At 58.5% G+C, this 11,158-nt stretch carries 14 protein-coding genes, 1 tRNA gene and 1 rRNA gene; 5 read left to right on the top strand and 11 right to left on the bottom strand.

Annotated elements, in window-relative coordinates:
- Positions 1–5: 5 nt before the first annotated feature.
- The 4 genes from D3D01_RS21645 to D3D01_RS21660 form a co-directional block, all read right to left on the bottom strand.
- Complete coding sequence (locus tag D3D01_RS21645) at positions 6–872, bottom strand: hypothetical protein (RefSeq protein WP_121513731.1); 867 nt, start codon at positions 870–872, stop codon at positions 6–8.
- A gap of 112 nt (positions 873–984) precedes the next feature.
- Complete coding sequence (locus D3D01_RS21650) at positions 985–1,317, bottom strand: hypothetical protein (protein WP_121513732.1); 333 nt, start codon at positions 1,315–1,317, stop codon at positions 985–987.
- 60 nt (positions 1,318–1,377) lie between these two features.
- Positions 1,378–1,557, bottom strand: coding sequence for a hypothetical protein (locus D3D01_RS21655; RefSeq protein WP_004518239.1), 180 nt, complete (start codon positions 1,555–1,557; stop codon positions 1,378–1,380).
- Positions 1,558–1,668: 111 nt separating this feature from the next.
- On the bottom strand, positions 1,669–1,977 hold the full coding sequence (locus D3D01_RS21660) for a hypothetical protein (protein WP_121513733.1): 309 nt from the start codon (positions 1,975–1,977) through the stop codon (positions 1,669–1,671).
- A gap of 79 nt (positions 1,978–2,056) precedes the next feature.
- On the opposite strand from D3D01_RS21660, the gene D3D01_RS21665 reads away from it, so the two are divergent.
- Both D3D01_RS21665 and D3D01_RS21670 read left to right on the top strand, forming a co-directional pair.
- Entirely contained in the window at positions 2,057–2,470 is a 414-nt protein-coding gene (locus tag D3D01_RS21665) for a hypothetical protein (protein WP_121513734.1), read from the top strand.
- Between the two features lie 165 nt (positions 2,471–2,635).
- Positions 2,636–3,781, top strand: a complete 1,146-nt coding sequence (locus D3D01_RS21670) for a signal peptidase I (protein ID WP_121513735.1) — start codon at positions 2,636–2,638, stop codon at positions 3,779–3,781.
- Between the two features lie 8 nt (positions 3,782–3,789).
- Here the strand turns inward: D3D01_RS21670 and D3D01_RS21675 are convergent, their stop codons facing one another.
- The 3 genes from D3D01_RS21675 to D3D01_RS21685 form a co-directional block, all read right to left on the bottom strand.
- On the bottom strand, positions 3,790–4,929 hold the full coding sequence (locus D3D01_RS21675; RefSeq protein ID WP_121513736.1) for a LamG domain-containing protein: 1,140 nt from the start codon (positions 4,927–4,929) through the stop codon (positions 3,790–3,792).
- Positions 4,926–5,486, bottom strand: a complete 561-nt coding sequence (locus D3D01_RS21680; RefSeq protein WP_101349021.1) for a hypothetical protein — start codon at positions 5,484–5,486, stop codon at positions 4,926–4,928. The genes D3D01_RS21675 and D3D01_RS21680 overlap by 4 nt, the downstream gene beginning before the upstream one ends.
- A gap of 158 nt (positions 5,487–5,644) precedes the next feature.
- Positions 5,645–6,271, bottom strand: coding sequence for a hypothetical protein (locus tag D3D01_RS21685; protein WP_199725567.1), 627 nt, complete (start codon positions 6,269–6,271; stop codon positions 5,645–5,647).
- 163 nt (positions 6,272–6,434) lie between these two features.
- Between D3D01_RS21685 and D3D01_RS21690 the strand changes: the two genes are divergently transcribed.
- Entirely contained in the window at positions 6,435–6,962 is a 528-nt protein-coding gene (locus D3D01_RS21690) for a hypothetical protein (RefSeq protein WP_199725569.1), read from the top strand.
- A 92-nt stretch (positions 6,963–7,054) separates the two neighbouring features.
- Positions 7,055–8,233, top strand: a complete 1,179-nt coding sequence (locus D3D01_RS21695; RefSeq protein WP_121513739.1) for a hypothetical protein — start codon at positions 7,055–7,057, stop codon at positions 8,231–8,233.
- Between the two features lie 9 nt (positions 8,234–8,242).
- Here D3D01_RS21695 and D3D01_RS21700 read toward each other — a convergent pair whose 3' ends face one another.
- Entirely contained in the window at positions 8,243–9,355 is a 1,113-nt protein-coding gene (locus D3D01_RS21700; protein ID WP_121513740.1) for a DUF5305 family protein, read from the bottom strand.
- 313 nt (positions 9,356–9,668) lie between these two features.
- On the opposite strand from D3D01_RS21700, the gene D3D01_RS21705 reads away from it, so the two are divergent.
- Complete coding sequence (locus D3D01_RS21705; RefSeq protein ID WP_199725571.1) at positions 9,669–10,406, top strand: hypothetical protein; 738 nt, start codon at positions 9,669–9,671, stop codon at positions 10,404–10,406.
- A 152-nt stretch (positions 10,407–10,558) separates the two neighbouring features.
- Here D3D01_RS21705 and D3D01_RS21710 read toward each other — a convergent pair.
- From D3D01_RS21710 to rrf, 3 genes are all read right to left on the bottom strand, one after another.
- Positions 10,559–10,634 (bottom strand) — tRNA-Cys (locus D3D01_RS21710).
- A gap of 46 nt (positions 10,635–10,680) precedes the next feature.
- Positions 10,681–10,938, bottom strand: a complete 258-nt coding sequence (locus D3D01_RS21715) for a hypothetical protein (RefSeq protein WP_121513742.1) — start codon at positions 10,936–10,938, stop codon at positions 10,681–10,683.
- Between the two features lie 103 nt (positions 10,939–11,041).
- Positions 11,042–11,158: ribosomal RNA gene (gene rrf, locus D3D01_RS21720) — 5S ribosomal RNA — on the bottom strand; the annotation flags it as partial.

Below are 11,158 nucleotides of genomic sequence, written 5' to 3' on the forward strand. Positions count from 1 at the left end.
CGTTGTTATCCGCGGACGGGCATATACGCCATTCCCAACATCAGCACGGCCGCGATGCCCGAGAGGATCGAGACGCCCCAGATACCGTTCTTGCGCTCGTGGAAGTAGTCCTGCTTGTCAAGCGTCGCCTGGTACTGGTCGTACTGCTGAATCGGGACGATCTGGACGGTGCTGTGGTCCGGGAAGTGGGCGAAGAACTGCTGCTCGTTCAGCGTGACGTTTCCACCCTCCGAAAGTTCGACTGTGTTCTCACGCGGGGCGAACCATTCGAGCGTTGCACCGTCGGCGGTCACTTCAGAGATAGTGGTCTCCTGGGTACCGCTGTCGGTCGCGTACGGGTAGGTATCACCGACGGAGAACGTCACTGTCTCCGGCTCAGGGAGCCATTCACTCAGTGGGACCTGCGTGTTGTTCGACCGGTAGACCACGTACTCAGTTCCGTTCTGGGTTGCCAGCGTGTTCTTGACCGAGGCGTCCTCGGCGAGGAGCGCACTGACGTTGAGTTCCTCTTCGAGAGTCACCGTACTCTCGTTGCTGTCAGTGTGTACGCGGTAGGTGTCGTTCTGATACGTCGTCGTGGCGTTGTGCTCTAACGTCGCAGTGTACTGTGACGATTCGTTCGTCCACGAGAGGTCAGCTGCCATACTTCCCCCGCCACCGCCGCCGTGGCCGCCACCGCCACCGGACATGTGGATGTTCGTGGCTGTGTATTCCGTTCCGTCGACAGTGAACGTACTCTCGTTGGTCAGTTCGGCGTCAGCGTCGAGCGACACCGTCGGCCGCTGACTCTCCGCGACGCCGATGTAGGCGTACGCAGCAACACTGATAACGAGGAAGAACGCGAAGTACGCCGCCGCGGCTCGTCGTTGCATATCAGGACGGTCAGTCGCCGCGCCGTTTAATGATTACTTTTCGAGCGTATCGGTACGCGGGTGGCACGGGCCGTTTCGCCCCAGCAACGACGGTGTCGATGAACCGCACTGGTCAGGCTGTCTCAGACTCGCCAGCGAGAACATCGTAGCTGTCAAGCGTCCCTGCCATCGGCGGCGCATCCGGGTCGTCTTTCCGCTGCGTACCGTAATTCAGCCACACGCCGCTCGTGTAACTGTACATCTCGAAGCCAACGTCGGTCTCGACGATGATGTCGATGGCTGCGTCCTCAGGAGCATTATCGAGAACGATAGCTGACCGAACGTCGTTGTCGTGGTGCATCACCCAGACCGCAGCAGCACCGTCAATGTCGTCCAGCAGGGCACTGGCTTCCGCCGGTGAGAACGGGCGGTGAGGCCAGCTGTCGACGGGGTCTGGCTCATTCATACCGGGGAAACGGACCGGAACGGCATCGGTGTTCCCCCATTGCACAGAGGCGTCCGACTGTCAGTCAGCGAAGTAGCTAGTAAAAAAGCCGGACAGAAACGACGAAACAGCGACGGCCATGGCCATATCAGTCAGGCTCCAGGGCGCGTCTTCGTCATCAGCCAGCCAGACAGTGATAGCGACGCTCACCACCAGCGAGACGATTCCGTTGAGGAGATGCTTGCTCTTGAGCAGACTCATACGGCCCACTATTGGTGTGGGATTGGTATAGAGATTACCCCCAAGCGGTGTTTGCTGACTGACACGGGGGCACCGAGTTAGCCACACAGACCGGGTCCAGCACTGTGACAGCTAGCCGTCACAGCAAACGGTGTACCGAACGTCGGCCCGGACAAGAGACACAACCTTCTCGACTGCGTTATCGATGGTCTCGAACTGCCCGAACTTGCTCACAACCGCACCGTCCGCGCGCAACACGACTGTCAACCGGTATCCGTCCGGCCCATCGCGCTGTTCGAACACGAACTCGCGGTCGGGTAGTCGAGCGATGACTGGGTTGTCAGTCGTGACCGTCCACGACACGCTATCATCGAGTGTGCGCGCCAGTGCCGTTTCGAGTCGGCGGGCGAGTTTTGCCACTGGTTCGTCCCGCGCGTCCATACAGGACGGTCGAGGTGCAGACGTATAAGCCGTTGTGACACGACACAACGTTCAAACGGCCCAGACCCGTACAGTTGGTGTGACTCAGTCGCTTCTCGTCTACGACGGCAGTACCGACCTGTTCCGGCGCGCTGCCGAGACGGTAACCCGCTGTGCCACGGACATCACGCCGGTCCCCTGGGAATCCGACGCCATTCAGGTGTTCCTCCAAGCGCAGTTCGACGACCCACCGTTCGCGTTCATTTTGATCGAAGGCGAGTCCGTCCACGTCGGCGAAGCGGCTGTGAAGGAAGCGCTGGAGGGGCTCGATGTCGCAGCCCCTGTCGCCCGGTTGGCCCAGCAGGTGTACCCGACCGCCGCCGCACCGTTCGGGCGTGTCGTCCACGGCCAGGTCCCGGCCGATATCCACGGGACCTTTCCACTGGACGAGACAGCGAAACACCACATCGAACCGCTCCGACAGGTCCACACGATCCCTGTCGAAACGGAGTAATCGAGACGGGCAGTAGTCCAACCCCTGCCGCGCGGTCAACAGACGGCAGCGCGTTGCGTCCAGAGACAGCACGCGCCGGTTTCGAACCGTACCGATAACTGGTTGACACACCGCGACTCCTCCGCTGTTCGGAGGGTTGAAAACCTGTGGCCGGTTACTGCAGGTATGCTGCGGCAGGCCGTCGAGGACGCGTTCACCCTGCTTGCTGTCCTCGTCGTTCTCTCCCTCGTTATCGGACAACTCCTCGGACAGCCGATCCTGCTGGGGTACGTGACATCGGGAAGTATGTCGCCGACGCTGAATACGGGTGACGCGTTTGTCGCCGTTCCTGCACCCGTCGCTGGCGAGATTGAGCCGGGAGACGTTATTGTGTTCGAAGCGGTCGAGCTACAGGGCGGCGGACTGACCACACACCGGGTCGTCGCGGAGACCGAAGCGGGGTACATCACGAAAGGGGACAACAACCCGTTCAGAGACCAGAGCGGCGGCGAGCCGGTCGTCACTGACGACCGAGTCGTCGCGACAGCACTACAGGTCAACGGACAGGTCGTCCGGCTCCCCGGCCTCGGGACCGCAATCAGCTCCGCTCGAACGGCGGCGGAAAGTGGATTGGTATTGGTTGGCGGTGCAAGCAACAGCGACCTGACGAGCGGGCAGGGACTCAGTGGACTGTTCATCTCTATCGGGCTCGGGCTGTTTCTACTCGTCTTCGTCGACAGCTTCCGGGCCAGTGAAGGGCAAACCAGAGACCGAACTCGGTCGCGCGATGGCGACGCGATCAACGGCTGGACGATCATACTCGCACTGGCAGTGTTGATTCTCGTGCCGGCAAACGCCGCGATGGTCGCTCCGAGCGGCACACATAGCGTCACCATCGATAGTGCGAGCGAAGAGGTCACACCGGGCGAGCCTGTCGAAAGCGAATTCACTGCGGAAAACGGCGGCCTGGTGACGATGCTCATCGTCCTCAAATCCCCACACCCGAACGCAACGATGGACCGTAACCGGCTTGTCGTCCAGCGCGGCGGGTCGGCGACGGCAACGCTGTCGGTGACTGCCCCGCCGCCCGGCGAACGGGCAGTCGTGACCGTTGAAGAGCATCGCTACTTCCTGCTAGCACCGCCGGGCGTCATCGCAGGGCTGCACAGAGTCCACCCGCTGGTGGCCATCGGAGCGTTCAATTTCCTGGTTCTCGGAAGCCTTGCAGCGGCAGTTGGGGCGACATTCGGGTTCGGAACGACGCGCAAGCGAAGCCGGGACCGGTCGGTTCCGCTGAAGCGGCAGATACGTCGCCTGCTCGGACGTGAGTGATGGCGAGTTTAGCTGGTGATGTCGCCGCCACCACCGCCTGCACTTGCCGTGCTTGAGCTGTAGAGTGTGCTCACCTGGTCGGCAGTGAGTGCGGCATCGTATATTTTAGGCTCGTCCATGGCGCCGTTGAATCCGTAGATAGCGTTCCCACCGGGGTTGATGCCGGTCCCGATTCGAAGCGGTTGCGTGGACGCCTGCGCATCGGGGAGTGAAAACGTCTGCCCCTTTTGAGTCCCATTGACGTACACCTTGTCCTGTGAACCGTGGGTCCAGACGACGTGTGCCCACTGGTTCTCCGTCAGTGAGACACCCGTGAGCTTGTATTCGTCGGTGGTTTCAATGAGCAGTTCTCTGTCGTCAGAGCCCTGCCAACCGCCACCGAAGCCGAACTGATAGCTATTCTCGTTACGGGAGTTCCATTTGCTGAACAATCGCGTGAGGCCGCCCTGGGTTCGCGGGAATACCCAGGCGGAGAGCGAGAAGTCGTCGGTCAAGTCAAGCGTCTCGTCGTCGGGAACGGTAACAGCATCGTCACCATCAAAATTCAGCACTTCGCCGCGGCCCAGTTGTGATGTTACTAGGTCAGGTTCGAAAAGGAAGTCGGACCCTCTGCCGGGACGAAACTCACGCTCGGCATCGTTGCCGGCAGCCCACGAATCCGGGACAACCGTTCTGCTAACGTCTTCGAAGCGCCACCACGACACTCTGGGATCGCGACACTCGACTGAAAGCGACCGGCTCAGTTCGACACGCCTGTCGGGACCGGTCGCAGTGATATCGAGGGTCACAGTCGGCGTCCCTTCTGAATCACAGGAAAGCGTCGTTGTGACATCGCCGCTCTCGCCCGGCAGAAGCCTGTTCGGTGTCTGGACGGTCTCGAACGGCGGAGCCGGGCCGGGACTGGCGCTAACACTCGTGAGCTGCTGGTCGAAGTTGTTTGTGAGTGTTGCCAGTATCACCTGCTGGCCGTCCATTCCACTGACTGGGTCGATGTCGACACCAAGCAGCGCATCGCTGTCACTGGCCGTCCCCAGGTTACTGGACCGCTCTGCGTCAATGGTAGTGACACCTGATGTGTCGGCCGCAAGCAGGCCTGCACCGCTGGCGATGAACGCGAGTGCACTGCGCCGGGTCCACTTTTTACTCATTCCAGCAGCTCCGGCGGCTTATCCGCCGCGCCGAGTTGCAGCCGGCGAGTCTCCTTGACGTGGTACGCCGCAGAGACCAGGAATAGCAGCGTAATCACTGTCGGCCACACGAGCGACGGAACCGACGGTGGGAAGACACCGACCCAGACAGCGACGACGAGCGCTAACGAGACAGCGGCGAGTCCGAGATAGTACTCCGCCCACGGTATCGAATCCCCCGGCACAACGTCGAGGTACACATCAAGGCCGTCAGCAGTGTCGGTCAGCGTTACGGTGCCGTTGTCGTGCGTGATGACGCCCGCGCGTTCAAGCGTCGGGAGATGTGTCTGTTGCATCGACGTGTACACGCGGTGTCGCTCCGTGGACGTGATCTCCTGAATGCACTTGTCGTTTTCCCACGCAGCGACCTGCTCGGCAAGGTCAGAGAGTTCAGCACGCTCGTTTTCTTGTTTTATTGCGTGCAAAGCGTACCGACGTCGTTGGTTGCTTAGTATATCGTATACGTCATCGCGCGATAGCTGTCGCTCTTCTGGTCGGCTAACCCCCACCTGTCCCATATCTCTGCTTATGCTGTACTACTTGATAGATTTTTTGTTCGTATTTGATTCTAAATGGTAAGTAAATGGTTTTCCACGGTAGACAGCCACCGTCAGGGACAGGCGTCTGGCGGCGGCAGGGCGTGGTGAAGGGAAAGATTCGACCTGCAGGGCAGGCGTTACGCTTCAGTGATTGTGATCGTCAGATCTTCAGTTTCTGTGGCGCTGTCGCCCGTTTCGAGAGTCGCAGAGAGATCGGAAACCGAGCCAGCAGACACCTCTTGATTGTAGGAATCCGTACTACCGCCAATTCCGGTAAGGAGACCGCTCCCAGTATCCAGATCGACGTTAAAGTTCGATCCGCTTCCGTCGTCGTTGTTGACTAGTTTGAAGAACCCGCTCGAATAGTCGTACGTGCTGTTTGGCATCAGTCGCTCGTCGGTTCCACTGTCCTCGTAGCCAAAGACAACAGACACATCGTTTGCGATGAGGCTTACGTAGTCGGTCGAAACAGTCGTGCCGCCGTCGGTAGTTAGGGAGTCAGAGCTCGTCGGAAACAGGGTCGTGGCATCGGTAACAAGAGTGCCGTTACTATTCCGAAGCGCGACCTCAGCGGCGGACGCGTCGACAAGCACGTCGGTAAATTCGGTTGCGATCTCAGAGCCGTTGCCGTCAGCACCGACGACATTGACTTCAACCTCACGCGTCGCGCTGACAGTGCTAAATGCACCAGAGCCGAATGCCACGCCGGATCCGATACCGACTGTCCCGATGAGACCGAGTACGCTTCTACGATTCAGTTTCATGTTCAGTTCGCTTATCGAGAGGTTACCACTTACTATTTTGTTGCATTAGCCCGGCTAAAGCATTCATTGAAGCTGCTAACGCTGTTCAATACTAAGCCACTATGCCGTGAACTACGCTTCAATGAATCGGCGTGGCTTTCTGCTTAGTATTGGTGCAGCCAGTGTGGGGACTGGTGCGGTGTTTGGATCCGGTGCGTTCACTTCTATCGAAGCAGACCGGAACGTCAATCTGCAGGTCACCGGCGATACCGGGTCAGCACAGGTGGGGTTTAGCCCGGGGAGCGGTGCCACAGGCATCATCGGAACAGACTCGAATGAATCGGTTGACATCATCAAGTTTGAACAGACGGACCTCAACGAACGAGCGAAGACCACCTTCGAGAACGCATTGGAGGTCGACAACAACAGTGCGTCGAAGGTCACTCTCTACATCAATGATAGCACCACGGGCGTTGGGGACGACCCCACAAACGGTGAGGTTCTGGACTTCCGCTCGGGCAGCGCTGATGCATCGATTGTCGGTTCAGCGCAGGCTATCACGCTCGACCCCGACGGTGGGAGTTCAGACGGTGGCTATAGCGACACCGTGGAGATAGACATCGTTGTCGACCTCCGAGATGACGGCGTTGATGGCAGTAACCTCAATAGTATTAGCGATGTGACCTTCATCGTCGAGGCGGTCCAACAGTAAGTGAAACCCGAGTCCGACGCTGACTGTCGACCAACAGGTCCAGATACAGGCCCACACGAAGACACGACGTAGCCGGGACAACACAACCACCTATGAATCGCACACTCGTCGCCGTCATGGCAGCGGTCGTCCTTTTGACAGGGACCGCTATGGCGACGGGTGCTTTCATCACCGGCGACGAAGTGGCACCCGACCGGAACTCCGGCATCTATCTGGCTCCCGCTGACACTGCAAACGGGGACCAGTACGCCGAATACGACGAGACGGGACAGCTACGTATCAGTCTCGCACCGGTGCTCCCGAACGGTCAGACCCGTGTCGACGACCTGTTTGTCGTTGGCTTTGCAGGCTACGAGGGGAATAGTAGTGCTGCTGCCATCGAGCTGGACAGCGAGCCGGAAACAGTTCGCATATATCGGATGGACACTGGCACACGGGTCGCCGGTGATACTGTCTCGTTACAGCCAGACGAATCAGTGCGCTTTGGGCTGGCGGTGACACCAGCAGAACGCAACTTTACCGGGACAGTATCCATCACCGTCCCTGTTCCAGAACAGCGGTCAACCGAAGGCGACGAGAGCACCGGCGGGGGTGGTGGCGGTATCTCACCCGGTGGCGACGGAGGCGGCGGGACGCAGGCCGGAAGCGATTCCGCAACGCCGACGCCAACGCCAGGGGACGATAGCTCGACGAACGGGGCCGCAGGCGAGGACGGGAACGAGTCCGAAACGCCTGCTGACGGAGGAGGCGATGGCAGCGGTACTGGCGTCGGGACACCGACCGAGACACCCGCAGATAGCGACAGAGAGACCGAAACCGTGGCCGGCGGTGGCGCCGAGCCCGCGCCGTCGAAACCCGAAAACCAACAGCCGGCCGAGCCGAGCGGATTCGCACCCGATTTCGACCCTGCATTCGGAATTAACTGGGGATTGTGGGCGTTCATCGCTGGCCTTCTCGCCGTAGTGACGAATTACCTCGTGCAAACGCGATATCATGATGTCCTCCCGGTACTCCAGACACAACCGAGTGACCGCCGGCACCGGTTCCGCCACGTCGCTGTCCGTGAAGCGGCGATAGGTTTCGCCGGAATCGTGCTTACGGTGCTTATCGTCTCAGCGGTTTCGAGCGCTGGCTTCGGCCCAGTCCCGCAACTGGTTGCCGCGCTCGCGTTCTCCGCTGCAGCCGGCACGGTGACCGGGTATCGATTGCTCCCAAAGCTCGATGCACCGCCCGGGCCGAACGCCACTGACAGCAGCACGGAAAAGCAGTAAAATACTCACTCAGTCCGACGATTCAGCGCCACTATCTCCGGCAGTGACAGCAGCCCCGGGCTCTGGCGGAGGTTCGTACCGGAACAGTCGGTCGCCTGTGTACACGATAAGAGTAGAATCACTATCCGACTCGATGATACGTTCGTCGGTGTCGATGGCGATATCTACGAGACCGACAAGCGAATCAACGGAAGTGGTCCAGATATCGTCGTCGACTGGATCAGCCCGGCCGACGGTTATCCACTCGTCGTACTCCTCGCGGGCAGACCTGTATACGAGCCACCGGCACTCGGCATCAGTCAGTGTGAGATAGTCGGTCATGTGCCCGTAGACGAGAGCAGCAGCACAACCAAGGCCACCAAAGAGGAGTGCTGGGCCACCGAGCATCCAGAGCGGTCCGTAGCTCTTCTCGACCTGTGTTTCGACAGTTTGGTCACCGCCGTTCGTCACCGGGCCGGCGTTTGCAACACGATAACTGCTCTGGCTCGGAATAATCTGGAGTCGGTACGTGCGAACTGTGTCGACCGACCGCTCGTTACGTGTTCCCGAGAGAGCAAGCTCAGAAATCACCGCGATCTCCAGTCGGCCGGATGTCTGGCCGTGCTCCGAATCGATACGCCGAACAGTTTCAGCTGCGCGACTGACATTCAGCGAGAACGGGACTGCCATACGCTCGTCCGTAGCCAACGAGCGCTCGGTGTCTTGTGTCAGTGTGCGTTTTACCTCCCAGTAAACGAGCTCGCCGTTTTGCGTCGATTCGACGGATCGATACTGGACGAATATGTCAGCCGAGGCGGTGAGGTCGCTTTCGTTACTAGCGCTGTATGTGTATGCAAACACGCCGTCCAATACAGGAGCGACCTTTCGGAGGTACACGGGCTGGTCTTCAAGCACTTCACCCTCGGGAAACGCTGAGGTACCGTTGCGAACTGTCGTATTATGCGAGAACGATCCAGACGATTGCCACGACGACACCTGTCGCGTGGTTGTCTCCGTTCCCGGAGCAACATGCCCCGTATACGTGAGATATCCGCCAGCCGCAGCGATGGCAACCAGACAAATCAGTAGCAATTCGTAGTTGTCGACGACTGTCCGTCGTGTTTCCCGTCCCAACAACCCCATTGCAACTGTAATACTGGTGCCGACAAATAAGAGTTGATACCAGGTCAGCGGTGCTATCTGTGATTCTACAACACCACCGATCAGAGACATAACTGGTGGATACGTCCGATACTACCACAGAATCAAGTCTGATATCCGTAGCCGAGTGCTTATTTAAATAACACGGGTATACACTGATATCAGTACGATTACCGACAAGCGGACGAGAAAATCGGTACGACAAGCCGTTTCGGAGCAGGTACGGCTCTTCGATATTGCCCTTCTACTTTCATTTCCACTACTTCTGTGGCTCGGATACAGCCTTCCGCTGGGGATGCGTGAGTCGCTCGTTTTTAATTATACGGATCCCACTCTACTCGCAGCGGTTACGTCTGCGTTCGTTCATTTCGAGTTCGGACACCTGATTACGAACGTCGGGTTGTACGTCCTCTTGATCCCAGTACTGTATGTCCTATGCGTCCTGAGCGGTCGTCAGCAGCAGTTCCGAGTGTTTGCCTTCACGACCTTCGTTGCGTTTCCTCCTGTTCTTTCGTATCTGAATCTCGCGATTGCCAGGTCTTCTGTAACATTCGGTGCCTCAGGAGTCATCATGGTCTTTGCCGGCTACCTCCCACTGGCAGTGAGTGAGTACCTTGACACGAACTTCGATATCGGTCCAGTCAGCGTGTTCGCGCCAACTTTATTCTTTGCAAGTTTGGGGTTTATTGCAGTGTTGAGTCTCCAGTCTGTGCTCCTTCAGAACCCAACAGTACTGCTGGGCACCGCCGGTCTGGTTTTAGCGGCGGTGCTCAGTACAGTATTGTATGGCCTTTCGGTGTACGATCAGACCGACAATGCATGGACGAAGATCAAATCTGCAATGCGGGCAACCGGGTACACCGACCTGCTGTTACTCACTGTTTTGCTACTTTTTGTTGTTCCAATTATCGCGTTCCCCGCTAGCCCACAGGTTGATAGCGGTGTATTAAATCTGTATGAGCACTTCCTCGGCTACGCACTGGGGTTCATGACTCCCTATATTGCCAGGACACAGTTTCCGGGGCTATACTAACTACTGTCTCCCAAAGGTTATTTCAGATGAGCAAGTGGTCACATTAGTCTGTTCTGCCCTGCGCACAAAGTGATCTCAGGTGACTTTGTGGCGTCAGCAAGCGAGTCCATCCGGATTGTCTACTTGGGTCTCCGACGTGTCAAGAAGTCAAAAGCCAAGGGCCGGATTTGAACCGGCGATGGGCGGCTCTGCAGGCCGCTGCGTTAGGCCAGACTCTGCCACCTTGGCGCAAATAGAAGTACTCAATTCGTTCGTTTAAGAGTAGCGGATTCGATCAGCCCCCGCCCCCTGACTGGCCCGGTTCGCCGACTCCCTCAGCCGGGATAGAGTTATAGATCGACGATTGCGCTTCGTCGGGAGAGTCGAACTGCTCGTCTTCGACCCGATCCAGTACCGCAGCTAACGGTTCGGTACCGTCTGCGTACACGAGCCGTACATCCTCAAACTCCTGCCGCGCAGTTGCGACCGAGAGCGGGTACGTCGCCGTCTCGAGAAGTGCCGTGAGTTCATTCAGTTTGACTTCGCGACTCATACAGTACACACTCGGGGCGATTGTGTAGTTACCCACTACTTATAAATACAGAAAGCCCACTCGGGAGAGATGTCTCTCCCGGGTGGGCTGTGTAAGGTATGAATGGTGGCGGCGAACCGGATTTCCCAGAGGCTCGCGCACTCCAGTACTCCCCGGAACGCTGGCGGGCTTATCTTCCGTGTTCGGGATGGGTACGGGAGGCAACCCCGCCGCTGTGGCC

The sequence above is a fragment of the Haloarcula sp. Atlit-7R genome (assembly GCF_003666065.1).
In the GTDB taxonomy this organism is placed as follows: Archaea; Halobacteriota; Halobacteria; order Halobacteriales; family Haloarculaceae; genus Haloarcula; species Haloarcula taiwanensis.

Bases quoted from the DNA above. Each gene is read 5' to 3' on its own strand.
- D3D01_RS21645 (WP_121513731.1), bottom strand. From the start codon at position 872: ATGCAACGACGAGCCGCGGCGGCGTACTTCGCGTTCTTCCTCGTTATC.
- D3D01_RS21650 (WP_121513732.1), bottom strand. From the start codon at position 1,317: ATGAATGAGCCAGACCCCGTCGACAGCTGGCCTCACCGCCCGTTCTCA.
- D3D01_RS21655 (WP_004518239.1), bottom strand. From the start codon at position 1,557: ATGAGTCTGCTCAAGAGCAAGCATCTCCTCAACGGAATCGTCTCGCTG.
- D3D01_RS21660 (WP_121513733.1), bottom strand. From the start codon at position 1,977: ATGGACGCGCGGGACGAACCAGTGGCAAAACTCGCCCGCCGACTCGAA.
- D3D01_RS21670 (WP_121513735.1), top strand. From the start codon at position 2,636: ATGCTGCGGCAGGCCGTCGAGGACGCGTTCACCCTGCTTGCTGTCCTC.
- D3D01_RS21675 (WP_121513736.1), bottom strand. From the start codon at position 4,929: ATGAGTAAAAAGTGGACCCGGCGCAGTGCACTCGCGTTCATCGCCAGC.
- D3D01_RS21680 (WP_101349021.1), bottom strand. From the start codon at position 5,486: ATGGGACAGGTGGGGGTTAGCCGACCAGAAGAGCGACAGCTATCGCGC.
- D3D01_RS21685 (WP_199725567.1), bottom strand. From the start codon at position 6,271: ATGAAACTGAATCGTAGAAGCGTACTCGGTCTCATCGGGACAGTCGGT.
- D3D01_RS21695 (WP_121513739.1), top strand. From the start codon at position 7,055: ATGAATCGCACACTCGTCGCCGTCATGGCAGCGGTCGTCCTTTTGACA.
- D3D01_RS21700 (WP_121513740.1), bottom strand. From the start codon at position 9,355: ATGGGGTTGTTGGGACGGGAAACACGACGGACAGTCGTCGACAACTAC.
- D3D01_RS21705 (WP_199725571.1), top strand. From the start codon at position 9,669: ATGCGTGAGTCGCTCGTTTTTAATTATACGGATCCCACTCTACTCGCA.
- D3D01_RS21715 (WP_121513742.1), bottom strand. From the start codon at position 10,938: ATGAGTCGCGAAGTCAAACTGAATGAACTCACGGCACTTCTCGAGACG.